Origin of the sequence: Coprococcus sp. AF102-57, from assembly GCF_027686195.1 — a bacterium.
GTDB classification, from domain to species: domain Bacteria; phylum Bacillota; class Clostridia; order Lachnospirales; family Lachnospiraceae; genus Allocoprococcus; species Allocoprococcus comes.
Map to the genome: position 1 here is coordinate 14,489 of NZ_JAQCSY010000022.1, position 25,407 is coordinate 39,895.

At 44.5% G+C, this 25,407-nt stretch carries 25 protein-coding genes and 1 other RNA gene; 23 read left to right on the forward strand and 3 right to left on the reverse strand.

The window, feature by feature from the left end; translation table 11 throughout:
* Position 1: 1 nt before the first annotated feature.
* The 7 genes from yabQ (at position 2) to PGZ10_RS13095 (ending at position 8,069) form a co-directional block, all read left to right on the forward strand.
* Complete coding sequence (gene yabQ, locus PGZ10_RS13065; protein WP_117557532.1) at positions 2-346, forward strand: spore cortex biosynthesis protein YabQ; 345 nt, start codon at positions 2-4, stop codon at positions 344-346.
* 84 nt (positions 347-430) lie between these two features.
* Complete coding sequence (locus tag PGZ10_RS13070) at positions 431-754, forward strand: FtsB family cell division protein (protein ID WP_008370019.1); 324 nt, start codon at positions 431-433, stop codon at positions 752-754.
* Between the two features lie 72 nt (positions 755-826).
* Positions 827-2,245 (forward strand): SpoIIE family protein phosphatase, encoded by a 1,419-nt coding sequence (locus PGZ10_RS13075; RefSeq protein ID WP_117824091.1) that lies wholly within the window; start codon positions 827-829, stop codon positions 2,243-2,245.
* Between the two features lie 19 nt (positions 2,246-2,264).
* The gene (gene tilS, locus PGZ10_RS13080; RefSeq protein WP_270541593.1) at positions 2,265-3,713 is read left to right on the forward strand and encodes a tRNA lysidine(34) synthetase TilS; all 1,449 of its coding nucleotides are present in this window, start codon (positions 2,265-2,267) and stop codon (positions 3,711-3,713) included.
* Positions 3,658-4,179 (forward strand): hypoxanthine phosphoribosyltransferase, encoded by a 522-nt coding sequence (gene hpt / locus PGZ10_RS13085; RefSeq protein ID WP_117557526.1) that lies wholly within the window; start codon positions 3,658-3,660, stop codon positions 4,177-4,179. The genes tilS and hpt overlap by 56 nt, the downstream gene beginning before the upstream one ends.
* 19 nt (positions 4,180-4,198) lie before the next feature.
* Positions 4,199-6,016 carry an ATP-dependent zinc metalloprotease FtsH gene (ftsH, locus tag PGZ10_RS13090; protein WP_022220226.1) on the forward strand — a complete coding sequence of 606 codons (1,818 nt, stop codon included), beginning with the start codon at positions 4,199-4,201 and terminating at the stop codon, positions 6,014-6,016.
* Positions 6,017-6,026: 10 nt separating this feature from the next.
* Complete coding sequence (locus tag PGZ10_RS13095) at positions 6,027-8,069, forward strand: glycoside hydrolase family 13 protein (RefSeq protein WP_117557522.1); 2,043 nt, start codon at positions 6,027-6,029, stop codon at positions 8,067-8,069.
* Between the two features lie 152 nt (positions 8,070-8,221).
* On the opposite strand, the gene PGZ10_RS13100 is transcribed toward PGZ10_RS13095, so the two are convergent.
* Positions 8,222-9,472: an ammonium transporter gene (locus PGZ10_RS13100; RefSeq protein ID WP_117824094.1), complete on the reverse strand. Its 1,251-nt coding sequence runs from the start codon at positions 9,470-9,472 to the stop codon at positions 8,222-8,224.
* Between the two features lie 123 nt (positions 9,473-9,595).
* Positions 9,596-9,934, reverse strand: a complete 339-nt coding sequence (locus PGZ10_RS13105; RefSeq protein WP_008370035.1) for a P-II family nitrogen regulator — start codon at positions 9,932-9,934, stop codon at positions 9,596-9,598.
* Positions 9,935-10,236: 302 nt separating this feature from the next.
* Between PGZ10_RS13105 and PGZ10_RS13110 the strand changes: the two genes are divergently transcribed.
* The 3 genes from PGZ10_RS13110 (at position 10,237) to tadA (ending at position 13,009) form a co-directional block, all read left to right on the forward strand.
* Positions 10,237-11,376 (forward strand): hypothetical protein, encoded by a 1,140-nt coding sequence (locus tag PGZ10_RS13110; protein ID WP_173826110.1) that lies wholly within the window; start codon positions 10,237-10,239, stop codon positions 11,374-11,376.
* Positions 11,377-11,496: 120 nt separating this feature from the next.
* A complete protein-coding gene (locus PGZ10_RS13115; RefSeq protein WP_270541594.1) occupies positions 11,497-12,564 on the forward strand; it encodes a hypothetical protein in 1,068 nt (355 codons plus the stop codon).
* Positions 12,488-13,009, forward strand: coding sequence for a tRNA adenosine(34) deaminase TadA (gene tadA / locus PGZ10_RS13120; protein WP_172676465.1), 522 nt, complete (start codon positions 12,488-12,490; stop codon positions 13,007-13,009). The genes PGZ10_RS13115 and tadA overlap by 77 nt, the downstream gene beginning before the upstream one ends.
* A gap of 82 nt (positions 13,010-13,091) precedes the next feature.
* Here the strand turns inward: tadA and ffs are convergent.
* Positions 13,092-13,355, reverse strand: an RNA gene (ffs, locus tag PGZ10_RS13125) — signal recognition particle sRNA large type.
* 136 nt (positions 13,356-13,491) lie between these two features.
* Here ffs and PGZ10_RS13130 point away from each other — a divergent pair.
* The 13 genes from PGZ10_RS13130 to atpD all read left to right on the forward strand — a co-directional run bounded on the left by PGZ10_RS13130 (position 13,492) and on the right by atpD (position 25,398).
* Entirely contained in the window at positions 13,492-15,252 is a 1,761-nt protein-coding gene (locus tag PGZ10_RS13130; RefSeq protein ID WP_270541597.1) for a B12-binding domain-containing radical SAM protein, read from the forward strand.
* A gap of 203 nt (positions 15,253-15,455) precedes the next feature.
* On the forward strand, positions 15,456-16,967 hold the full coding sequence (locus tag PGZ10_RS13135) for a VanW family protein (protein WP_270541598.1): 1,512 nt from the start codon (positions 15,456-15,458) through the stop codon (positions 16,965-16,967).
* Positions 16,968-16,990: 23 nt separating this feature from the next.
* A complete protein-coding gene (locus PGZ10_RS13140) occupies positions 16,991-18,028 on the forward strand; it encodes an AIR synthase-related protein (RefSeq protein WP_270541600.1) in 1,038 nt (345 codons plus the stop codon).
* Positions 18,021-18,518, forward strand: coding sequence for a tRNA (cytidine(34)-2'-O)-methyltransferase (locus PGZ10_RS13145; protein WP_117557510.1), 498 nt, complete (start codon positions 18,021-18,023; stop codon positions 18,516-18,518). The genes PGZ10_RS13140 and PGZ10_RS13145 overlap by 8 nt, the downstream gene beginning before the upstream one ends.
* Before the next feature lie 231 nt (positions 18,519-18,749).
* Positions 18,750-18,980 (forward strand): AtpZ/AtpI family protein, encoded by a 231-nt coding sequence (locus tag PGZ10_RS13150; RefSeq protein ID WP_022220232.1) that lies wholly within the window; start codon positions 18,750-18,752, stop codon positions 18,978-18,980.
* A gap of 20 nt (positions 18,981-19,000) precedes the next feature.
* Positions 19,001-19,396, forward strand: a complete 396-nt coding sequence (locus tag PGZ10_RS13155) for a hypothetical protein (RefSeq protein WP_117835075.1) — start codon at positions 19,001-19,003, stop codon at positions 19,394-19,396.
* A gap of 14 nt (positions 19,397-19,410) precedes the next feature.
* Positions 19,411-20,130, forward strand: a complete 720-nt coding sequence (atpB, locus tag PGZ10_RS13160) for a F0F1 ATP synthase subunit A (protein ID WP_022220233.1) — start codon at positions 19,411-19,413, stop codon at positions 20,128-20,130.
* Positions 20,131-20,194: 64 nt separating this feature from the next.
* Positions 20,195-20,461, forward strand: a complete 267-nt coding sequence (atpE, locus tag PGZ10_RS13165) for an ATP synthase F0 subunit C (RefSeq protein WP_117557506.1) — start codon at positions 20,195-20,197, stop codon at positions 20,459-20,461.
* 41 nt (positions 20,462-20,502) lie between these two features.
* The gene (gene atpF, locus PGZ10_RS13170; protein ID WP_008370063.1) at positions 20,503-21,018 is read left to right on the forward strand and encodes a F0F1 ATP synthase subunit B; all 516 of its coding nucleotides are present in this window, start codon (positions 20,503-20,505) and stop codon (positions 21,016-21,018) included.
* Entirely contained in the window at positions 21,006-21,551 is a 546-nt protein-coding gene (gene atpH, locus PGZ10_RS13175) for an ATP synthase F1 subunit delta (RefSeq protein WP_008370066.1), read from the forward strand. Before atpF ends, atpH begins: the two co-directional genes overlap by 13 nt.
* A 36-nt stretch (positions 21,552-21,587) precedes the next feature.
* Positions 21,588-23,099, forward strand: a complete 1,512-nt coding sequence (gene atpA / locus PGZ10_RS13180; RefSeq protein ID WP_008370069.1) for a F0F1 ATP synthase subunit alpha — start codon at positions 21,588-21,590, stop codon at positions 23,097-23,099.
* A 10-nt stretch (positions 23,100-23,109) separates the two neighbouring features.
* On the forward strand, positions 23,110-23,976 hold the full coding sequence (gene atpG, locus PGZ10_RS13185; RefSeq protein WP_173687943.1) for an ATP synthase F1 subunit gamma: 867 nt from the start codon (positions 23,110-23,112) through the stop codon (positions 23,974-23,976).
* A gap of 30 nt (positions 23,977-24,006) precedes the next feature.
* Positions 24,007-25,398 carry a F0F1 ATP synthase subunit beta gene (gene atpD, locus PGZ10_RS13190; RefSeq protein WP_008370073.1) on the forward strand — a complete coding sequence of 464 codons (1,392 nt, stop codon included), beginning with the start codon at positions 24,007-24,009 and terminating at the stop codon, positions 25,396-25,398.
* Positions 25,399-25,407 lie beyond the last annotated feature (9 nt).

The window sequence follows — 25,407 nt, forward strand, 5'->3', positions numbered from 1 at the left end:
AATGTCTGGTATCGGAACAGAGATCAGGGTTTTCTGTTATGCAATCCTGACCGGTGTCCTGATCGTGGCAGTCTATCTGTGGATCAGGGTTTTGCGCAGACTGGTTGCTCACAGATTGTGGCTGATCAATCTGGAGGATGCCTGTTACTGGGCAGGGATTTCCGTTTATACCTTTGTGCAGATCTATCATACGAGTGATGGTGTTCTGCGGTGGTATATCGGACTGGGGATTGCGCTCGGAGCAATCTGGATGGCGCTGCTTTCAGCTGTCTTTGTAAGAGCTTACAAAAAGATTTCTACACGAATTTGTGAAAAAAGAGTAAAAAGAGTTGATAAATCTGGTTAAAAACGGTACACTGTAGAAGACTAAATGGGTTTAGTAGTAAGAAGCTATACAAGATCAACTGATAGCGAAAGGTGAATAGATTAGATGGGAAGCTTAAAGAAGAACCGGAAAAAGCGTCCGGGGAGCGGGCTTCAGAAGCACAAAAGAAGTATTGTTGCGATTACCGCAGTTATTATATTATTATGCGGCATGGTTATTGTACATGGGATGGCGCTCAAAAAGAGCAATGATGCATATAAGGTGCAGGAAGAAGAACTGCAGACACAGATCGATGCGGAAAAAGAACGCTCAGAAGAAATTAATAAACTGAAAAAATATGTAGGAACAGATGAATACATCGAGGAAGTCGCCAGAGAGAAGCTGGGACTTGTAAAGGAGAATGAGATTCTGTTCCGTGCACAGCAGTAACGTAAGAAAAGCTTTGGGAAGAAAATGTCCCGAAGCTTTTTTCATTCATAGAAATTTAGAGGGTGGTGGCAAATGGAGGTTAAATACAGAGAGGAGCAAGTGATCACAAGTCCATATGTAACGCAGGCAGATAAAATGGCAGTGTCGCTTCGGCATCTGGCAGACAGGTTTCTGAAAATGGAGCCGAAAAAGCAGTGTTTTACACCCGAAGAAATGACAGAAATGTATGATCGGATTACGGAAAAGGTGTGCAGAGGATGCAGCAGGAAATCGGAGTGTCTGGAGAGAAAGAAGGCAGAACACTGGCAGCTTTTTTATGATCTTTTGTGTACGATTGAAGGATATGGTGCAGAACTGAATAAAGAGATGAAACAGCATCTTCAGAGGGAGTGTATTCAGGCACCACGGTTTTTACGAGAATCACTGGAAACTTTCCAGGAGGCAAAAAGGATTCTGGTGTGGAATAATAAGATGGTACAGAGCCGTGAGGGATGTGCGGCACAGCTGGATTCTTTTGCGGACATGCTCTGCTATGTGACGAGAGATCTGGATGCGAGTATTTTTACGGATCCGCCGCTTGCAAAAAAGGTTGCGCAGCATTTCAAAAAGGCAGGGATCCGGATGCTGAGTTCCGTTTTTTTTGTGGATGAGCATGGCAGATATGAAATTCATGTAACGGTAAAAAGTGAGAAGGGAAACTGTATCCCAACCAGAAAAGCGGCAGAGCTTTTATCAGTCTGTACTAAGAGAAGGATGTGCCCGGCTCAGAACGAGAGGCAGGTTCTGGGACAGGAGTATGAAACTATTGTATGTGTGGAAGGACCGGGATATTATGTGCTGCAGGGTGTGGCAAAAATGGGAAAGAACGGACAAAAGATATCTGGCGACAGCTTTCTTATGAAGACACTTCCGGGTGGAAAAGAGGCGGCAATCTTGTCAGACGGAATGGGATCTGGTGAGAGGGCGCTACAGGAAAGCGGGATGCTGGTAGAAATGCTGGAAGAGCTTCTTGGAGCAGGATTTCCTGTGGAAACTGCACTTTCCATGATCAATACGGCTCTTGTTATGGGACGGGAAGAGGTTCGCTTTTCTACGGTTGATATGAGCATTTTTGATCTCTATAATGGAAAATGTGAGTTTGTAAAAGCAGGAGCGGCAGTGACATTTCTGCGGACTAAAGACGGGGTGGAGCATATCCGTTCGGAAAGTCTTCCGCTGGGGGTAATCCAGAGACAGCAAAGTGAAAAGGAAACCAGACAGTTGGAATCCGGAGATGTGGTGGTCATGGTATCGGACGGGATCCTGGATGCGCTTCCGGCAGGAGAGCAGGAGCATTTACTGGATCTGATGATTGGGGGAAGTCCGCTGGAGAATCCGGAGGAACTGGCGAATTATATTCTGGATAAGGTGCTGGAGCTGGCGGCCGGAAAAGCAGGAGATGATATGACAGTCCTTGTGGCGGGAATCTGGAAGATGTGTTACAGTAGATAAAAGACGAGAGGAATTTACCATGTTAGAAAAAGTAGAGAACTATATCAGGCAGTGGAAGATGCTTGAAAAAGGAGATAAAGTTGTCGTTGGCCTTTCCGGAGGGGCAGATTCTGTATGCCTTTTTCTGATACTGGAAGAGCTGCGAAAAAAGATCGGATTTGAGATGCTTGCGGTACATGTGAATCACGGGATCCGTGGGGAAGAGGCAAAAGCTGATGAAGAATTTGTAAAGACACTGTGTGAGAAAAAAGAAATCCCATGCAGGAGTGTTTCGGTGGATATTCCGAAAATGGCAGTGGAATACAGGATGTCAGAAGAAGAGGCGGGAAGGACTGCACGAAGGGAAATATTTGAGCAGGCAGCGGAAGAATGGGGAGGAACCAGGATCGCACTGGCACATCATCAGGATGACAATGCAGAGACATTTTTCCTGCATCTTGCCCGCGGCAGCGGACTTCGGGGGCTCGGCGGTATATATCCGGTAAACGGGATGTATATACGGCCGCTTCTTTGCGTGGGGAGAAAAGAGATCGAGGATTATCTGAAAGGACGGGAGATGTCTTACTGCATTGATGCGACAAATATGGAAGATGCATATATGCGAAACCGCATCCGTAACCATGTGATTCCGTATTTTAAAGAAAATATCAATGAAAAAACCGTGGAGCATATGAACCGGTCTATGGATCAGCTTAGGGAGATCTGGGATTATATGGAACGACAGACAGAAAGTGCATATCAGATCTGTACTGACCAAAATGGAGAAAAAATCTGCATCCATGCAGATGCATATCACCGACAGGAACGGCTGATCCGGAAAATGATTCTCCGGAAAGCATTGGCATTGGTGGCAGAACATGAAAAAGATCTGGAGCAGGTTCATGTAGAGAAGCTGGAGGGACTGTTTGAAAAGCAGGTTGGAAAAAGACTGGATCTTCCTTATGGGGTCTGTGCATGCAGAACCTATGAAGGGATTGAACTGAAGCGGAAAAAGAAGGACACGGAATTGGCAGAAGAAGAGAAAAAGTTGGATCTGAAGCAGGTTTCGGGAAAGATATTTTACGGGAAATGGGAAATTTCCTACCGTATTTTTGAAAAAGAAGAATGCAGATGCCAGATCCCGAAAAAAACGTACACGAAATGGTTTGATTATGATATAATAAAACAGAGTGTCGCTGTACGCACCAGAAGGGCTGGCGATTTTATTGTAATTGATGAAAGCGGAGGAAGGCAGAAGCTGAAATCCTATTTTATCAATAAAAAAATACCAGTGGCAGAACGCGCCGGAATTCCTCTGATCGCAGAGGGAAGCGAGATTTTATGGATTGTGGGCTGCCGGCAGAGCAAGGCATACCAGGTGACAGAGCAGACAACGAAAATATTAGAAATTACGATAAATGGAGGAACTTTAAATGGCCGAGAAAGTGAAAATGTTAATTCCGGAAGAAGAAGTAAATGCCAGAATTGAAGAACTTGGAAAAAAGATCAGTGAAGAATATGCGGGAAAGCAGGTTCATCTGATCTGTGTTTTAAAGGGTGGAGTGTTCTTTATGTGTGAGCTGGCAAAAAGGATTACAGTGCCGGTAACAATGGACTTTATGAGCGTCAGCAGCTATGGTGACGGAACTCAGTCCAGTGGAATCGTTAAGATTGCAAAAGATCTGGATGAGTCTCTGGAGGGGAAAGATGTAATTGTTGTTGAGGATATCGTAGATTCAGGACGTACTCTTTATTATCTGCTTGACATCCTTCGGAAGAGAGGACCGAAGAGCATGAAGCTTTGTACACTTCTTGACAAACCGGATCGTCGTGTGCGCGACGTACATGTAGATTATGTCGGATTTAATATTCCGGATGAATTTGTGGTAGGATTCGGTCTGGACTATGCACAAAAATATAGAAACTTACCGTACATCGGAATTGTAGAGATGTAACAGGTGGAAGGAGCAGGTTTTGAATAATAATAAGACAAGAGGAATCAGTGGTCTTTCGATTCTGCTCTGTGTTCTGGTGCTGGCAGGTGTGTACTGGTTTATGAGCCAGTCGGGTGTGCAGCAGACAGCATACACGTATCAGGATTTTCAGAAAGATCTGAAAAAAGAGAAGGTAGAAAGTGTAGAGGTCAAGCAGAACAAAGTCGCACCGACTGGGACACTGAAGATCCGGCTGAAGAATGATGACATCGAACAGCTTCATGTATCCGATGTCAACAGTGCAGAGGATCTGCTTGAATCTTATGACATTTCCTACAGTGTGGACAACGTCCCGCAGGATAGCTGGATGTCAACAACACTGGTTCCGATCATATTGATGGCAGGCATCATGGTATTTGTTGTGATGATGATGAATCGTCAGGGCGGATCGAATGCAAAAGCGATGAATTTCGGAAAGAGCAGGGCAAAGATGAGCACGCAGGAAGAAAACCATGTGACGTTTGCACAGGTTGCCGGACTGCAGGAAGAAAAGGAAGAGCTTGCAGAGATCGTGGATTTCCTCAAGAGTCCTGGAAAATATACGCAGGTAGGAGCCAGAATCCCGAAAGGTGTTCTTCTTGAAGGACCTCCGGGAACAGGTAAGACACTTCTTGCAAGAGCAATTGCGGGAGAAGCAGGTGTCCCGTTCTTTACCATTTCAGGCTCTGATTTTGTGGAGATGTTTGTCGGTGTCGGAGCATCCCGTGTAAGAGATCTTTTCGAGGATGCCAAGAAAAATGCACCTTGTATTATTTTTATCGATGAGATCGATGCCGTGGCAAGACGTCGTGGAACCGGTATGGGCGGCGGACATGATGAGAGAGAGCAGACGCTGAACCAACTCCTCGTAGAGATGGATGGTTTTGGCGCGAATGAAGGAATCATCGTACTTGCAGCAACCAACCGTGTCGATATTCTTGATCCAGCGATCTTAAGACCGGGACGTTTTGACCGTAAAGTCATGGTCGGCAGACCGGATGTAAAGGGACGTCTGGAAATCCTTCAGGTTCATGCCAAGGGCAAACCGCTCGGGGATGATGTGGATCTGGAACAGGTTGCGAGAACAACGGCAGGATTTACCGGAGCTGATCTGGAAAATCTTCTGAATGAGGCTGCGATCCTTGCAGCAAAGGATGGAAGAGTGTATCTGCAACAGGAGGATATCCGCAGAGCATTTGTAAAAGTCGGAATCGGTGCAGAGAAGAAGAGCCGTGTGATTTCGGATAAAGAGAAGAAGATCACTGCATTCCATGAAGCAGGACATGCCATTTTATTCCATGTACTTCCGGATGTAGGACCGGTGTACAGCGTGTCGATCATTCCTACCGGTGTAGGGGCAGCCGGATATACGATGCCGCTTCCTGAAAAGGATGAGATGTTCAATACCAAAGGAAAGATGTTGCAGGATATTACCGTATCACTAGGTGGACGTGTGGCAGAAGAGCTGATCTTTGATGATATTACAACCGGGGCATCCCAGGATATCAAGCAGGCAACAGCATACGCCAAATCCATGGTAACGAAGTTCGGTATGTCGGAAGCACTTGGTCTTGTAAGCTATGGAGATGATAATGATGAAGTATTTATCGGAAGAGATTTTGGTCATACCTCCAGAGGTTATGGTGAACAGGTTGCCACAACGATCGACAGTGAAGTGAAGCGGATCATTGACGAATGTTATGACCGTGCAAAGACCATTATTAAAGAGCATGAAGCTGTTCTTTATAAATGTGCAGATCTGCTTCTTGAAAAAGAGAAGATTACAAGAGAAGAATTTGAAGCATTATTTGAAGAATAGAGGCTAGATTATGAAAAAAGAAGCATTGTTTTGTGATGGAACAGAGGCGTATGTGAGTCCGCCGGAACCGGAGGCAGGAGATGAACTTCAGTTGTGGTTCCGTACAGCAGCTCACGACGTAGACGAAGTCTATCTGGAAAACCGCGAACTATGCATTCCAATGAACAAAGTAATCTCAAATAAGGCATTTGACTTTTATGAAGTGAAATACAAATTAGAAGATAAACCATTCCGGTATCATTTTAAGATCAGATCAGGAAATGAGATCTGCTACTATAACAAATGGGGAGCAGAGAGCAAACTTGTGGATTATTATGATTTTAAAATCGTGCCAGGCTTTACGGCACCGGATTGGGCAAAAGGAGCGGTCATGTATCAGATTTATACAGACCGCTTCTGTAACGGCGACCCGGATAATGATGTACAGACGGGAGAGTACTTTTATATTGGAGAGCAGGTTCATCATGTAGATGACTGGTACCGGGATCCGCAGCCGATGGATGTACGGGAATTTTACGGAGGAGATATCCAGGGGATCATTGATAAACTGGATTACCTGCATGGACTTGGAGTAGAAGTTGTCTATTGTAATCCACTATTTGTATCACCATCTAATCATAAATATGACACACAGGATTACGATTATATTGATCCGCATGTCGGTAAAATTGAAGTCGATGAAGGAAGACTTCTGGATCCGGGAGAAAATAACAATATCCATGCGGACCGTTACCGGACAAGAACTACCAGAAAAGAGAATCTGGAAGCAAGTAACCGGCTGTTCATCAAGCTGGTAGAAGAACTCCATAAGAGGGGAATGCGAATCATCATTGACGGCGTCTTCAACCATTGTGGTTCTTTCAATAAATGGCTGGACAGAGAGCTGATCTACGAGAGCGCCGATGGTTATGAAGTAGGTGCTTTTGTGTCACCGAAGAGTCCGTACCGGAATTATTTTCTATTCCATCGTACCGGGGAGAATGAATGGCCGGGCAATGGAAGCTATGACGGCTGGTGGGGACACGATACGCTGCCAAAGCTGAATTATGAAGATTCAAAAGAGCTGGAAGAGTATGTTCTTGGTATCGCAAAGAAATGGGTTTCACCGCCGTATAATGTAGACGGCTGGAGACTGGATGTTGCGGCAGACCTTGGAAGAAGCAATGAGTACAATCATGAATTTTGGAAGAAATTTCGTAAGGCAGTAAAAGAAGCAAATCCACATGCACTGATCCTTGCCGAGCACTATGGAGATCCGAGTGACTGGTTGCAGGGCGATGAATGGGACAGCGTTATGAATTACGATGCATTTATGGAGCCGGTCACCTGGTTCCTGACCGGGATGGAGAAGCACAGTGATGAATATCGCGGCGATCTTCTCGGAAATGCAGACAATTTTGTGAATGCTATGAAACATCATATGGCAAATATGATGACACCGTCACTTCAGACGGCGATGAACCAGTTGTCAAACCATGACCATTCCCGTTTTCTGACGCGTACCAACCACAAGGTTGGCCGTGTGGGACAGCTTGGGTCGCGTGCGGCAGAAGAAGGGGTAAGCCTTGCAGTTATGCGGGAAGCGATCATCATGCAGATGACCTGGCCGGGAGCACCGACCCTTTATTATGGAGACGAAGCAGGACTTTGTGGTTTCACGGATCCGGATAACCGGAGAACTTATCCGTGGGGAAGAGAAAAACGGGATCTGATCAATTTCTACCGTGAGATGATCCAAATCCACAGAAAGTCGCTGGCTCTCAGAAAGGGGTCAATCAAGATGCTGAAAGCAGAACCGGATCTTCTGGCCTATGGAAGATTCTGGGGGAATGAGCAGATCGTGGTTATTATCAATAATTCCGATCATCTGAAGGAAGTAAGGGTTCCGGTATGGCAGGCAGAAGTTGCCGAAGGACATAATATGGCGCGAGTGATGTATTCTTATGAAGATGGGTATATTGGAGAATTCGAAGAGTATATCGTGAAAGAGGGAAATATTTCACTGATGATGGGGAAGAAATCGGCGATCGTGCTGAAGAATAAGAAGTGGTAGAATGATATAAGTAGTACAAGCCATCCGCCGGGCGAACCTCGGAAAGTCTGGCGACTTTCCTCAGTCGCGTAGCCGCTCATTAAAATAAAAAGATACAGCCTCTGAAATGCAAGCATCCCAGAGACTGTATTTTTTTATTTTACTTCGCCCGGCTATAAACGAAAGTTAAAGTCCGCATATGCTGAGCAGCCGTGTTCGTGGATATCGAGACCGTCGAGTTCTTCTCCTTTGGTGACGCGGAGGCCTACGGTTTTATCGATGATGGTGAATACGATGATCGCCATTACGAGGACGTAGGCTACGGTTGAAAGGACACCGATCACCTGGGTTTTGAGGGTGTATTCCGGGGAGAAGACTCCGACGAGGATACTGCCTGTGAAACCGCATACGCCGTGGACACTGATCGCACCTACCGGGTCATCGATCTTGGCTACTTTGTCGAAGAATTCTACAGAGAATACGACGAGGATACCAGCGATCAGTCCGATGATGATTGCAGAGTAGTTGCTGACGGTGTCGCATCCGGCGGTGATTGCTACGAGTCCGGCGAGGGAACCGTTGAATGTCATGGATACATCTGGTTTTCCATAGCGGATCCAGGTTACAACAAGGGTTGCAAGTGTTGCGGAAGCAGCGGCAAGATTGGTTGTCATTGCGATATCACCGAGGTTTGTGGAAGCTGCTGTGGTAGAGCCGCAGTTGAAACCGAACCAGCAGAACCAGAGAATAAATACGCCAAGAGCTGCAATGGAAAGGTTGTGTCCGGGAATCGCACGGGCATTCCCTTCTTTATCATATTTTCCAATACGAGGTCCGAGGATTTTGGCACCAACAAGTGCACAGATACCGCCGACCATATGGACTGCTGTGGAACCTGCAAAATCGTGGAATCCCATCTGAGCGAGCCATCCACCGCCCCAGATCCAGTGGCCGGTTACCGGGTAAATAAAAATACTGATTGCTGCACTATATAATAAGTAAGCAAGGAATTTTGTACGTTCTGCCATAGAACCGGATACGATAGTAGCGGATGTGGCGCAGAATACTGTATGGAAAATAAGGAAGACTCCGATTGGCAGTCCGTTGAAAAGTCCGTCGGCATCGGCAAGTGTTGTAGGATTGAAGAACCCTTTTATACCGATGATACCATTCCAGTCGGTTCCGTGCATGATCGCAAATCCGAAGATGAAAAAGAACAAACTTCCAAGTACAAAGTCCATCATATTTTTCATCAGTATATTTCCAGTATTTTTTGCTCTGGTAAATCCGGCTTCACACATTGCAAATCCAGCCTGCATAAAGTAAACAAGAGTTGCACCGACAATTGTCCAGACAACATTAAGCAGTAGTTCAGTGGCGGCGGTTGCATCCATTCCGCCCGCAATTAAATCAGATAATCCCATATTTAACATCCTCCATTTCAAATAAAAAGGATAGCTACAATGAATGATCTACAGGCAGTTCATTTGTAGTTATCCTCTTTGATAACGATATTCAACACTATTCTAATTCACATATATTTTTAGCTAAAGAGCAGCAGAGCCACGTTCGCCGGTACGGATTCTTACAGCATCCTGTACTTCGTAAACAAAAATTTTACCATCGCCGTACGCACCGGTTTTGATCTCTTCGACAATTTTCCGAATCAGAGGTTCTGCAACTTCCGGTTCAACAACAGTTTCTACTTTGATCTTAGGAAGAAGATTTACGCTGTATTCAGCACCGCGATAAAATTGTTTGTGTCCTTTCTGATTACCATATCCCATAATGTTACTGATCATAATACCGCTGACATTGGAAGCATCCAGGATTGCTTTCAGGGCTTCCAGTTTTTCCGGCTGGATAATGATTTCTAGTTTTTTCATAACTGAGTCCCTCCTTCTCGATTTAAAAAAAAGAACAAAAAAGGCGTTCCCCGGATAATAGGGAACGCCGTCGTTCTTGATACGCTTTATTATAGCGACTGATTTTGATTTGTCAAATTATTTTTTGAAAAAATACAAAAAATTCGCGCATTTATTAGGTGTTGACGGATAAAATGTCATTTGCTAGAATAAAAGATAAGTGAAAAAGATTCCTTTATCAAGAAAGTTTTAAGTTAACAAAGCAATAAGTCTGTATTTAGAAAGAAGATATATTTATACGGGGAGAAAAGGAGGAAAAATACATGATTAATCTCACATTCGGAGAGCAGGTAAAAATTGTTTTAAGCAGAAAAGATATGACAATTAAAGAGCTTGCAGAAGAAATCGAAGCAAGAACCGGGAAAAAGATGTCCCGTCAAAATCTGACACAGCGGCTTGGCAGAGATAATTTTCAGGAGCAGGATATGCGTATGATCGCAGACATTCTTGGATGCCCGTTCCAGCTCAGCATTCTTGGTAATGCGGATTCGGAAAAGGAAGCTTTGGATGAAGAAGAGATGCCGACGGGAAGAGAGCTTGAGAAGCTTACTGCGAAAAAAGAAAGAAAGGCAGCAAGAGAAGAAGCAAAAAAGAATGTAGAACGTGATATTACAGTTGGAGAGATTGTAGATATACTTGAAGAGACCACAGCAGAACCGAAGGAAGAAGCTGTACAGATGGAACTGGATCTTGATGCAGAAGAACAGACTGCCAGGGAGACAGAAAGCGTTGCGGATTCAGATACTTTGGAAGAGGATATTCTGACTGAAGAAGAAACAGAGCCGTACACAGAACCGGCAGAAGATGATGTGGAAGTATCTGCAGAAGACGCAGAACAGATTGAAGAAGAATTGCAGGAGCCCGAACAGGAAGTAGAAGCGGAAGCGGTTGAAGAAGCCGGGGGTGAGGAGATTCCGGAGGAAACTTCTGAAGCTGCTTACCAGGAAGAGGCAGGACCGCAGGAGGAAGCGTACCAGGAACAGCCGGCTTATTATGAAGAGAATCAGCCGGAAACCTATCAGGAAGAGGAAACTCCTGCAGTAGAAGATGCGGAAACTGAAAATGTTCATGAGGAGAAAAAATCACCATTTTCAAAACTTACAAAGCTGATCACTCCGAAAAAGGAAAAGAAATCTTCCGGATGGCCGCAAGATTTCCAGCCGATCAAGCGTCGGGAGGATATTGATGAAGATCTGGTAAATGGAGATGTGAACCCATATACCGGACATGAGTATCGGACAAACAGTGTGCGTATGCATCCACACAGAATCGGTTATGTACAGGTATATGACCGAAAAGATCACAAGTGGACAGACATGACAGAGTGGGCGTTCCTTGGGGTGGAAGAGCGAAAGAAAGCTACGATGGGAAAAGACTACGAGCCACCGATTTATCTGGATTAATCAATGAGTTATTTGTCAGAGCGGAAGATTCCGCTCTGATTTTTTAAAAATGGTAATTTTTACCGGAAAGTCAGAATAGTTTAGAACAGGCAGTTAGAAGGAAGGTGCAGGTGCTAGATTATGAAAAGCTTTATCCGGTATTTATATGAATATCAGAATGGAAAAAGGACAAGAAATACAGGTTTTGTAAAGGTTCTTGAGCAGGAAGAGGCGACCGTGGTCCAGATTTATGGGAGAGGATTTCCCGTAGCGGGAGGTCGTACACTGGAAATTTATCTGTTTTATGAAGAGGATGGACAGTGCATAGGGATCTTAATGGGAGAGATCAGAGGGGCGCAGGCAGCATTTGGTTATAAGCTGAGCTATACGACAGACGATGTGGGAGGAGATGGACAGTTTGGCAGGATTGGTGGAATGATCCTTCGGGTTGGAAACGGAGCGGATGCAGGATATTATGGAGCAGTCTGGGATGAGGCGAGACCGGTAGATGTTAGCAGGATGATTACGGAAGAAGAATGGAAGCTAAACAAATCGGGGAAAAATAAAAAAATTGCAAATGGCGGAGACGTGCTAAGCAATGAAAAATACGAGAAGCCAGGAAATGAGAAAATACTTGAGGAGAAAACAAGCCAGAGAAAATCTGAGAATATAGAAGAACAGGATACCTCAGAACAATCTAAAAACACAGATGCAGTTAGGAAATCGAAAAGCAACCCAAATGTGCCGGAAGAAAGAAACTCTCAGAACGCAAATTCAGATTTACCACCAAAAACCACAAAGGATATCATCTATAAAATCACCCGTCAGGAGATTGCCGGACTTCCGCGAAAGGAATGGAAGCTTGCGAATAATCATTTTCTTCTCCATGGATATTATAATTACCATCATCTGGTATCATTTGAAAAAGAAGGGAAATGCTGGATTGGGGTTCCGGGACTTTATTTTCCTGGTGAGCAGCGGGCGGCAGGAGCATTTGGATTCAGTCAGTTCATGAAGCCATCTGATGGTGAACTGGATCTGGAAGAATATGAGATTGAAGATGAGGAACATTTCGGTTACTGGTGCAGACCGGTAGGGGCAGTGATTCGAAAAGAAGTAAAGGAGAAGGAAGATGCGGCAGATATTGACCGAAGACGAAAAATACATGAAGGAAGCGATCCGTCAGGCGAAAAAAGCATGGAAGATTGAGGAAGTACCGATTGGTTGTGTGATCGTATATCAGGGGAAAATTATCGGACGAGGATACAACAGGCGGACAACGGATAAGAATCCCCTTGCACATGCAGAAATTTCTGCAATCAAAAAGGCAAGTAAGGTAATGGGTGACTGGCGGCTGGAAGAATGCACCTTATATGTAACGCTGGAACCATGTCAGATGTGTTCCGGAGCCATTGTACAGGCAAGGATTCCACGAGTGGTTGTTGGATGTATGAATCCGAAAGCCGGATGCGCCGGTTCCATCCTGAATCTTCTACAGGTGGAAGCGTTTAATCATCAGGCAGAGCTTACGACAGGAGTTCTGGAAGAAGAATGCTCACAGATGATGAAGAGCTTTTTCAAGGAACTGCGCAAGAAGCAGAAGATGAAAAAGAAAGAACAGGAATCAGCAAATATGCCGGAAGAAAATCCTTAATCGAAGAACCTGTCAAAGGCAGGCTTTTTTGTATGAAAAAAGCTACGGAAGCAAAATCCGTAGCTTTTGTAATTTCTTTTTTCTGTGCGCTGTGCGTCGAACTAAAGCCTACCAAACGTTACTCTGGCTGTAAACTCAACCCAGGCTACCTTACGGCACCCGAGAGGTTCTGCTTAGTGCTGCTTCGTTCCCGACCTGACACGGTTCACAGAGTCCCGCCGCGTAAGACCCAAATCTCAACGCCACAAACCAGAGGCAGCTTTGACAAGTAAAGCCCTCGGCACAGCATCACCCCCACTATAGCGGATTGTAGGTACAGGGTACCGCTAGCACCCCGGCTGCACAGAACATTATTTTACCGTGTTTTTGTAAAAATGTCAATGTATCTGAGGAGATTTTATTTTATCATTTTGGTTTACGCCAATCTGAAAATGGAGTATGATACTAAAGATAAAACTTTTTGGAAACGGAAAGGAAACGATATGAAAGTACTTTTAGGTGCAGTCAATGCGAAATATATACATTCCAATCTGGCAGTCTACTGTCTGAAAGCATATGTGGAAAAGTATGGTGATACATCAGATGAGATCAGTATTGGAGAATATACGATCAATCAGCAGCTCGATGAGATTCTGCGGGATATCTACAAAAGGAAGCCGGACATGCTCTGTCTGTCCTGCTATATCTGGAATCTTACTTATGTTGAAGAGATCTGCAGGGAGATCAAGAAAGTGATGCCGCAGATCATCATCTGGATAGGCGGACCGGAGGTATCTTATGATGGAGTAAAGGTGCTGGAACGTCTGCCAGAAGTGGATGGCGTCATGAAAGGAGAAGGGGAGCAGACTTTCTGCGATCTTTTACACTTTTATCAGAACAAGACGGCGGACGGACTTCAGAATATGAAAGGAATCGTTTACCGTGAACAGACCGGACAGATTGTGGAAAATGAATGGCGCAAGACCATGGATCTGAGTAAGGTTCCGTTTGTATATGAGAATATGGGGCTTTTTGAACATAAGATTATTTATTATGAGACAAGCCGTGGCTGTCCATTTTCGTGCAGTTATTGTCTTTCTTCTATAGATAAGTGTCTGCGGTTCCGTGATCTGGAATTGGTAAAAAAAGAACTGCAGTTTTTTATCGATCATAAAGTACCTCAGGTTAAATTTGTAGACCGTACATTTAACTGCAAACATGATCACGCCATGACAGTCTGGCGTTATATCAAAGAGCATGATAACGGCATTACCAATTTCCATTTTGAGGTTGCGGCAGACCTTTTGAATGAAGAAGAAATGGAATTGATAAAAACCATGCGACCGGGGCTGATCCAGCTGGAAATCGGTGTGCAGTCTACCAACCTGGATACGATACGTGAGATTCACCGGACAATGAAATTTGAACAGGTTGCAGAAGTGGTAAGGAGAATCAATTCTTATGGTAATGTACATCAGCACCTGGATCTGATCGCAGGATTGCCGTATGAAGATTATGAAAGCTTTGGGAAATCCTTTGATGATGTTTATGCACTGGAACCGGAGCAGCTGCAGCTTGGTTTTCTGAAAGTACTGAAGGGTTCTTATATGGAAGAGAAGAAAGACGATTACGGACTGGTTTATAAAGGAATGCCACCGTATGAAGTTTTGTATACAAAGTGGCTTCCATATGAGGATACCCTGCGCCTGAAAGGGATCGAGGAAATGGTGGAGACCTACTATAACAGCAGGCAGTTCTGTTACACGCTTCCTTATCTGATCCGACACTTTAAAAGACCATTTACGCTTTTTGAAAAGCTGGCAGAGTATTATGAAGAAAATGGGTTGGATACTTTAAGTCATGCACGCACGGCAAGATATGAGATCCTGTATGATTTTGCAAGATTTTATGATGCAGAAAGATGTGAGGCGTATAAGCAGCTTCTGACACTGGACTTTTATCTGAGGGAGAATGCAAAGAGCCGTCCGTTATTTGCAGGCGATGAGCGGATTTCCAAAGAAGAGTTCCGCCTGTTCTATGACCGTGAGGATGAAGAGAGGCGTTATCTGGAAAATTATGAAAATATGGAGAAGCGGCAGCTTAGAAAAATGACGCACATCGAGAGGTTTTCTTATGATGTTCTGGGGGATATGAAAGAGGAAGAATGTGTGCTTCTGTTTGACTACCAGAACCGGAACCCACTGGATCATCAGGCAAAGGTATTTTGTGTTACAGAAGAAATCCGGGAATTATGCAAACAGTAACATCTGACAGTAGTAATGGATATCTTGAAAAAAGAAATGAAAGAGTATAGAATGAAAACAAATGTGTGATTTGAGGTGAAAAAAAGTGTTTAATCCAAAACAGACACGAAAGATAGCGGCAGTGATTATTCTTGTTGTTATTGTTGCAATGGTAGCAACATCAATTATTCCATATATCATATAAAATCAGGAGGATTTTTTTGATGGCGGCACGAAAGAAAAAGAGAGAGTTAAGTGAAAAGGCACAAAAGCGTATCCGGCAGAGAAATCTGCATGTGGGGATTACGGTTATTGCAGCCATCGTGATTATTTTCTCCGTGATTCAGTTCACATTATGGCGGTATGTGAGCAAGGTAGATGAGGAGCATATCTGCAAAAATGTTTTTATAGGGAAGACAGATGTATCCGGAATGACCAAGGAAGAAGCAGTGAAAGCGGTAGACAATACACTTGGAGATTATCGGAACAAGCAACTTGTACTGAAGGTAAAAGATCAGGGCGCAGATGTGTCAATCGAGGAAATGGGAGCGGAAGTAGAAAATATTGATAAGCTTGCAGAAAAGGCGGTCGGATACGGAAAAAATGGAAGCATCTGGAGCCGCTATCAGAAGATACATAATTTAGATAAGAAGAAATATGTCATAGATGAAAGCTTTAAAGTTGAGGAAGCAAAACTCAGAGAGCTGATCCAGGAACGTGCGGTTCCGCTGGAACAGAAAGCGGTCAATGCATCGGCATCCTATAACGGAAGCGGATTCGATCTGACAGATGAAGCAGAAGGTTATACGGTTGATGTAGATAAATCCGTGAAGAAGATTAAGAATTTCATGAACAAAAAATGGAATTACGAGGACGCAGAAGTCGCGTTAAAACTGGATACGGAAGAGCCGACGATCAAAAAGACAGATCTGGAATCCCTGCAGGATGAGCTTGGTTCTTATACGACAAACGCCGGATGGGGGGATCGCGTGCAGAACATCAGGCGTGCAACGGAGCTGATCAACGGAACTGTTGTTATGCCGGGAGAAGAATTTTCAGTGGAACAGGCCACACTTCCTTACACAGAAGAGAATGGCTATGTGGCAGGAAGTGCCTATGAGAACGGACAGATTGTAGAGAGTATCGGAGGTGGCCTGTGTCAGGTATCTACGACGCTTTATAATGCGGTTCTTTATGCGGAACTGGAGGTCACCCGGCGTGCACCGCATTCCATGAGTGTCAGCTATGTAGAACCATCAAGGGATGCAATGATAGCGGAAGGAATCAGTGATTTTAAATTTGTCAATAATTACGATACACCGATCCTGATCGAAGGATATATTGATGGCAATAACCAGCTTGGTTTTTATATTTACGGAAAAGATACCAGAGCTGCAGGACATTCCGTGGAATTTGAAAGTGAGACTCTGGAGACGACAGAGTATACGAAAAAGTATGTAGAAGATACGGAAAGTGCGGTCGGCTCACAGGAAACAGAGGGAGCCGGAATGGATGGAAGCACGGCACGGCTCTGGAAAGTTACCTATGAAAACGGAGAAGAGGTCAGCCGGGAAGTAATCAATAACAGCACCTATCAGACTTCTGATGTTACCGTGAAAGTCGGGACAAAATCAGATAATGCAGAGGCAACTAAGCTGGTGGAGGAAGCAATTGCAACCCAGGATCAGGAGAAGATTAATGCGGCGATCAGCAAGGCATCTGCACTTAAGCAATAAAAAGCAGGCGGCTGTTGGAAAGAATGGCAGAACAGAAAGAGGATAAAAGTATGAAAGCAGGAAGAGTGTCACAGACCGTCTATCGACGTTCGGTTTTAAAACAGATACAGAATAATATAGAAGGTATAGATTTTTTAAGACCGTCACAGGAGGAAACCTGTTATATAGCAGATGAAAGTGAAGAGCGGATCACAATCGCAACGGATGTTTCATTAGCCGGAAATGAAAAAGATCTTGGAGTATTTGCCATAGCGCAGGCAGTGGATCAGCTGGCTTCCAGAGGAGCGCGGGCATATGGGATCAGTGTCCGGATCATGCTCCCGACGTTTGCCTATGAGTCCAGATTGAAAGCGATGATGGTGGAGATTTCGGAGATATGTAAAGAAAAAGGTCTCAGGGTTTTCTTTGCAGATGCGCAAAGTATAAATGGGATCCAGACAAGTATTGTTCATGTAACAGCACACGGTGAGGCAAAAAAAGAACAGCTGCTTGCAAGCAGATCGGCAAAAGCAGGCGAAGAGATTGTCTTGGTTAAATGGATTGGTATGGAAGGAACCTTACGGATCATACGGGAAGAAGGGGCGGCTCTGGCAGAGCGGTTTGCGCCGGGATTCTTAAATAAGTTGGAAGATATGAGAGATGAAATTTTCAGTGACAGGGCAATGGAGATTGCCGGCCGGAACGGGGTGTCAGCAATGCATCCGATCGGAGAAGGAGGAATTCTTGCAGCACTTTGGGATATGGCAGAAGGTGCAGGAATTGGTCTTTCGGTAGAGATGAAGAAAATGACGGTACGTCAGGAAACGATTGAAGTCTGTGAAGTATTTCATCTGAATCCTTACCAGCTTACCAGTACAGGAGCGGTTCTTATGGTGACACCGAAGGGTGAAGAACTAAAGGAAAGACTGAAAAGGGAAGGTATTCCGGCAGAGATCATCGGACACACAACAGAAGGAAACGAGCGGATTATCTGGGGTGGGGGAGAAAAAAGATTTCTCGACAGACCGGCACCGGACGAACTGGCACGAATTTACGAAATGAAGGAGAATGCAAATGCTTAATATTGTACTTTTTGAACCGGAAATCCCGGCAAATACTGGAAATATCGGAAGGACCTGTGTGGCGACGAATACCAGACTTCATCTGATCGAGCCACTTGGTTTCCGGTTAAATGAAAAGAACCTGAAACGGGCAGGGATGGATTACTGGGAGCATCTGGATGTGACGACTTATATTGATTACCGGGATTTTATGGAAAAAAATCCGGGAGCGAAGATTTATATGGCAACTACAAAATCACCGAATCTTTATACGGATGTTAAATATGAACCGGACTGTTATATCATGTTCGGAAAAGAAAGCGCAGGGATTCCGGAAGAAATCCTCTGTCACCACAAGGAAGACAGCATCCGGATTCCGATGATCGGAGATATCCGTTCACTGAATCTTGGAAATTCGGTTGCGATCGTGTTATATGAAGCGCTCCGGCAGAATGGGTTTGCCGGAATGAATACAGAAGGACATCTTCACAGACTGGAATGGGATGAATAAAAAAGTGCTGCAAGGCTAAAAACGCTTTGCAGCACTTTTACTATTGTGAAAAAAATGACCATATAAAATATTTTAAATAATCAACGCATTTAATGGCATTTATCGGTAAAAGTGATGACAATATTTGGAAATTGTATAAGAAAAAATACAATCGTGTGTAAACCAGTGGACATATTTCATAAAAAAGGATATAATAAATGGAAAGTGATATAGAGAATGGAGATAAGTATCATGAAATATAAACAAAGCGTATATAAAACCTTTGCACTCATCAGTCAGTTAGGCATCAGTATACTGGTTCCCATTTTGCTATGCACTTTTTTTGGTACATGGCTGGAAAAGAAGGTTTCTTTTCCAGTTTTTATCCCTTTGGTGATAGTGGGTGTATTGGCAGGTCTGCGCAATGCATGGGTACTTGCGAGACATGCGAATGAAGATCCGGAAGACAAAAACAAAAATTGAGCAGGGAGGAATGAAACAACATGAGTAAGACAGACAATACCGTACTGAAGGATATGATCATCACTATGCTTCTGTATGGAATAATCGTACAGATTGTATGTCTGATTATCCCAGGGGATCATCTGAGAATGACAGCAGGGCTTTGGATCGGGGTGGCTGCAGGTGTTTTCATGGTAATCCATATGAAAAACTCGTTGGATGAGGCGGTACTTTATGGAGAACAGGAAGCACAGAGATACATGCAGAAATCTTACGCGATAAGATATCTGGTTGTAGTTGTAGTATTTATAGCCGTCAGCTGGCTTCGGATTGCGAATGTACTTACACTGTTTGCAGGAATTATGAGTTTAAAGCTTGCGGCATATTTGCAGCCAATTATGCATAAGCTTTTCGCTAAATTCAAAAAATCTAAGTAAAGGAGGTAGAGCGCGTGGGGAACAGCTTAGGAATGCTGGCAGCTAAGGAGCCGGATTTTCAAATTCACGGTCTCGTTAAATTCCAGTTATTTGGGCAGGAGTTATGGCTCACCACTACACATGTCAGCATATTGATCGTAGCGTTATTACTGCTGATTTTTGCGTTGGTTGTCCGAGCTAAGCTGAGCGATGCCGAAGGCAAACCCGGAACCCTGCAGAATATTGCCGAGCTTATCGTTGAGATGCTTGACAATATGGTAAAAGGAAGCATGGGGAAAAACGGACTGGCGTTCCGGAATTATATCGGGTCTTTGTTTTTGTTTTTGATTGTGGCAAACCTTTCGGGACTTTTGGGGCTTCGGCCACCAACTGCAGATTATGGTGTAACACTTCCACTTGGACTTATCACATTTGTGCTGATTCAGTTCAATAACATCAAATACAACAAAATTGAGGCATTTACAGGCCTGTTCAAACCATTGCCGTTCTTGTTCCCAATCAATCTGATCGGGGAGATCGCAGCACCATTTTCCATCTCACTTCGTCTGTTTGGAAATGTGCTGTCCGGTACTGTAATCATGGGACTTATCTATGGTCTTCTGTATAAGATCGCATGGGCATGGCCGGGATTTCTACACATCTATTTCGATGTGTTCTCGGGAGCAATTCAGGCATATGTATTTTGCATGCTGACGATGGTATATATCAATGACAAGATGCCGTCAGCGGAGTAAAAAGCAAACTGGGATCTAAGTTCAGACAGTATCAGGTTTGCAGTGATTAAGGAGGAAAATTATTATGGGTAATATTTCAAATGAAGCTTTAGTTTTAGCGTGTTCAGCAATCGGCGCAGGACTTGCGATGATCGCAGGTATTGGTCCTGGTGTAGGACAGGGTATTGCGGCAGGTCATGGTGCATCTGCAGTAGGACGTAACCCGGGAGCAAGATCAGACATCACGTCTACAATGCTTTTAGGACAGGCAGTAGCAGAGACAACAGGTCTGTACAGTTTGGTTATTGCACTTATTCTCTTGTTCGCAAACCCGCTTCTTGGAAAGCTGTAAAAAAGGTTTTGCCTGTAAAATAAGAGAAAGGAGGCAACGCCTTGGAACGTTTGTTTAATCTGGATGCGCAGCTTCTTTTTGATGCCTGTGTCATGGCACTCAGTATGCTTGTCATGTTCACGTTTCTGTCATATCTGCTTTTTAAACCGGTAAGAAAACTTCTGGAGGACAGAAAGCAGAGAGTTGCTGATGAACAGGAGTCAGCAAAGAATGACCGGAAAGAGGCAGCCGTTTACAAAGAAGAATACGAACAGAAATTGAAAGAAATCGATAAAGAGGCGCAGGCTATTCTCAGTGAAGCACGGAAAAAAGCGATGAAGACCGAAAATGAAATTGTTGCAGAAGCAAAAGAAGAAGCAGCAAGGATCATCACACGTGCCAATAATGAGATCGAACTGGAACGGAAGCGTGCGCTTGATGATATGAAGCAGGAGATGATCTCCATTGCATCAGCAATGGCAGGTAAAGTAGTAGCAGCTTCGATCGATACCAGTGTACAGGATGAACTGATCGAAGAGACATTAAAAGAAATGGGAGAACAGACATGGCTAAGCTAGTATCAAAGGTATATGGTGACGCCCTGTTTGAAGCTGCCCGTGACTGCGGAAAAATGGATGAGATATTCGAGGAAGTACAGAGTATCGGAGTGATCCTCGAAGAAAATGCAGAGCTTCAGAAGATTCTCGGAAATCCGAGAGTTATGCGTGAAGACAAAGAGCAGATGATCGAGACGATTTTCCGCGGACGTGTTTCAAATGAGATTGTAGAGCTGATGAAGCTGATGATCGAAAAAGGGCGCTACAGCAAGATAGATTCTGTATTTGAATATTTTATCGGACTTGTAAAAGAAGAAAAGAAAATCGGGATTGCATATATCGCTACAGCAGTAGAACTGAGCGAGGCACAGAAAGAAGCAGTCATGCAGCGGCTTCTTCAGACGACAAAATATGAATCCTTTGAGATGAATTATCAGGTAGATGCTTCTCTGATCGGCGGAATGGTGATCCGTATCGGTGACAGAGTTGTGGATACAAGTATTAAGACAAAGCTGTATGAACTGTCAAAGAGCCTGAAGAAAATTCAGGTATAGCAGTTAGAATTAGTAGAAAGAAGGTGGATTCGCTCCATGAATTTAAGACCAGAAGAAATAAGTTCTGTGATCAAAGAACAGATTGAAAGATATTCCTCTGAGCTGAACGTATCGGATGTCGGAACGGTTATTCAGGTGGCAGATGGTATTGCGCGTGTCCACGGCCTTGAAAATGCAATGCAGGGTGAACTTTTGGAGTTCCCTTCAGAAGTATACGGAATGGTTCTGAACCTGGAAGAGGACAACGTAGGTGCTGTTCTTCTTGGAGATCATAAGAATATCAATGAAGGTGATACTGTAAAGACAACCGGACGAGTTGTAGAGGTTCCGGTAGGCGACTGTATGCTTGGCCGTGTAGTTAATGCACTTGGACAGCCAATCGATGGAAAAGGACCAATCCAGGCAACCAGGCATCGTCAGATCGAGCGTGTGGCACCGGGGGTTATTTCCCGTAAGTCAGTAGATACACCGCTTCAGACAGGTATTAAAGCGATCGACTCCATGGTTCCGATCGGTCGTGGACAGAGAGAGCTGATCATCGGTGACAGACAGACCGGTAAGACAGCGATCGCGATCGATACGATCATCAACCAGAAAGGGCAGGGTGTAAAGTGTATTTATGTAGCAATCGGTCAGAAAGCTTCGACCGTAGCTTCCCTTGTTAAGACTCTGGAGACCTTTGGGGCAATGGATTATACAACTGTAGTTGTGTCAACAGCCAGTGAGCTTGCACCACTGCAGTACATCGCACCGTATTCAGGATGTGCGATGGGAGAAGAATGGATGGAGAACGGAGATGATGTACTGATCGTTTATGATGACCTGTCCAAACATGCAACTGCATACCGTACCCTTTCCTTACTTCTGAAACGTCCACCTGGACGTGAGGCTTATCCGGGAGATGTATTCTATCTGCATTCAAGACTTCTTGAAAGAGCAGCCCGTCTTTCAGATGAACTTGGCGGAGGTTCACTTACTGCACTTCCGATTATCGAGACACAGGCAGGTGACGTATCAGCATACATCCCTACCAACGTTATTTCCATCACAGACGGACAGATTTATCTGGAAACAGAGATGTTCAACTCTGGTTTCAGACCGGCCGTTAATGCCGGACTTTCTGTATCCCGTGTAGGTGGATCGGCACAGATCAAGGCGATGAAGAAGATCGCTGGTACAATCCGTATTGATCTTGCACAGTACCGTGAGCTGGCATCCTTTGCACAGTTCGGATCGGAACTGGATGCAGAGACTTCCGAACGTCTGGCACAGGGAGTCCGGATCAAAGAGATCCTGAAACAGCCGCAGTACCAGCCGATGCCGGTAGAATACCAGATTATTATCATTTATGCAGCAGTTAAGAAGCTTCTTCTTGATATTGCGGTAGAAGATATTCTGGCTTTTGAAAGCGGACTTTTTGATTATATTAAGACAAAATATCCGGAAATTCCGGAATCTATCAAGAATGACAAAGTGCTGAAAGAAGAAGTAGAAGAAGCTCTCAGAAAAGCAATCGGAGAATATAAAGAACAATTTCAGGCAAGGTAGGTGATACAAAGTGGCATCTATGAGAGATATCAAGCGTCGCCGTACCAGTGTACAGAGCACGCAGCAGATTACAAAAGCCATGAAACTTGTCTCTACCGTAAAGCTGCAGAAAGCAAGAACCCGGGCAGAAGAATCAAAGCCGTATTTTGACTGTATGTATGCAACAATGACCTCTCTGCTTGCAAAGGCAGGGAATATCAATCATCCATATCTGAAAGCAGATGATTCGAAGAAGAAAGCAGTCATTGTTGTAACATCCAATCGTGGACTGGCAGGTGGATATAACTCCAATGTAGTGAAGATGGTGACTGAAAACGAAGCCTTTACGAAGGAGAATATCCGGATCTATGCAGTTGGAGGAAAAGGACTGGAACTTCTGAAACACAAAGGATATGATATTGTCGCTGATTATTCAGAGATGATCGAAGAACCGTCCTATGATGATGCGAAGAGTATTACAAAAAGACTTCTGACAGATTTTGAAAATGGTGAGATTGGTGAGATCTATCTGATCTACACATTTTTCAAAAATACGGTAAGTCACATTCCGACGATGATCAAAGTCCTTCCGGCAGAGGTGCAGGAAGAAGCGGGAGAAGAGGATGCAAAGGCGCAGCTTACACCGATGAACTTTGAACCGGAAGCGGAAGAGGCAATCAGCCTTCTTGTTCCGAAATATATCAGCAGCATTCTGTATGGCGCATTTGTGGAAGCAGTTGCCAGTGAGAACGGTGCACGTATGCAGGCGATGGATTCGGCAACCAGCAATGCGGAAGAGATGATAGATGATTTGGAATTGAAATATAACAGAGCACGTCAGGGTGCGATCACACAGGAACTTACCGAGATCATTGCCGGAGCAGAGGCGATCGGATAAATATAGGTTTCTGTATGTAAGGAGGAGAAAATGGCAGATAAAAATATAGGGAAGATTACCCAGGTTATCGGTGCCGTTCTTGACCTTAAGTTTTCGGAAGGATACTTGCCGGAGATCAACGATGCGGTTGAGATTACGCGCAAGGATGGAGGAAAACTTGTGGTAGAAGTTGCACAGCATCTGGGTGATGATATCGTAAGATGTATCGCCATGGGACCGACAGACGGACTGGTGCGAGGCATGGACGCCGTAGCAACCGGGGGACCGATTTCAGTTCCGGTTGGCGAAGCAACACTCGGACGTATCTTCAACGTACTGGGTGAGCCGATTGATGAAAAAGAGGCTCCGAAGGATGTTGAATATGCACCGATTCACAGAAAAGCTCCAAGCTTTGAAGAGCAGGCAACACAGACAGAGATGCTGGAGACAGGTATCAAGGTTGTTGACCTTCTGTGCCCATATCAGAAAGGTGGAAAAATCGGTCTGTTCGGTGGAGCTGGTGTAGGAAAGACCGTTCTTATCCAGGAACTGATTACCAATATTGCAACGGAGCATGGCGGCTATTCTGTATTCACTGGTGTAGGAGAACGTACCCGTGAAGGAAATGACCTTTACTATGAGATGACAGAATCCGGAGTTATCAAAAAGACAGCGATGGTATTCGGTCAGATGAATGAACCACCTGGAGCACGTATGAGAGTCGGACTTACAGGACTGACTCTTGCAGAATATTTCCGTGATAAAGGTGGAAAGGATGTACTTCTTTTCATTGATAACATTTTCCGTTTTACACAGGCAGGTTCCGAAGTATCAGCGCTTCTTGGACGTATGCCTTCAGCGGTAGGTTATCAGCCGACACTGCAGACAGAAATGGGTGCGCTGCAGGAGCGTATCACATCCACGAAGAACGGATCCATCACATCCGTGCAGGCAGTATATGTGCCAGCCGATGACCTTACTGACCCGGCTCCGGCAACAACATTTGCCCATTTGGATGCAACGACCGTACTTTCCCGTGCGATCACAGAGCTTGGTATTTACCCGGCTGTAGATCCACTGGAATCTACTTCACGTATTCTGGATCCACACATTGTCGGAGAAGAACACTATAAAGTAGCCCGTGGAGTACAGGAAATTCTTCAGAAATACAAAGAACTGCAGGATATCATTGCAATTCTTGGTATGGATGAACTTTCCGAAGAAGATAAGCTGGTCGTATCCAGAGCAAGAAAGATCCAGAGATTCCTTTCCCAGCCATTCCACGTTGCGACACAGTTTACAGGTCTGGAAGGACGTTATGTTCCAATTGGCGAGACAATTCAAGGATTTAAAGAGATCCTCGAAGGAAAGCATGATGATATTCCGGAGGGATATTTCCTGAATGCAGGTAATATCGATGACGTGCTTGCCCGTGTGAAATAGGAGGGACGT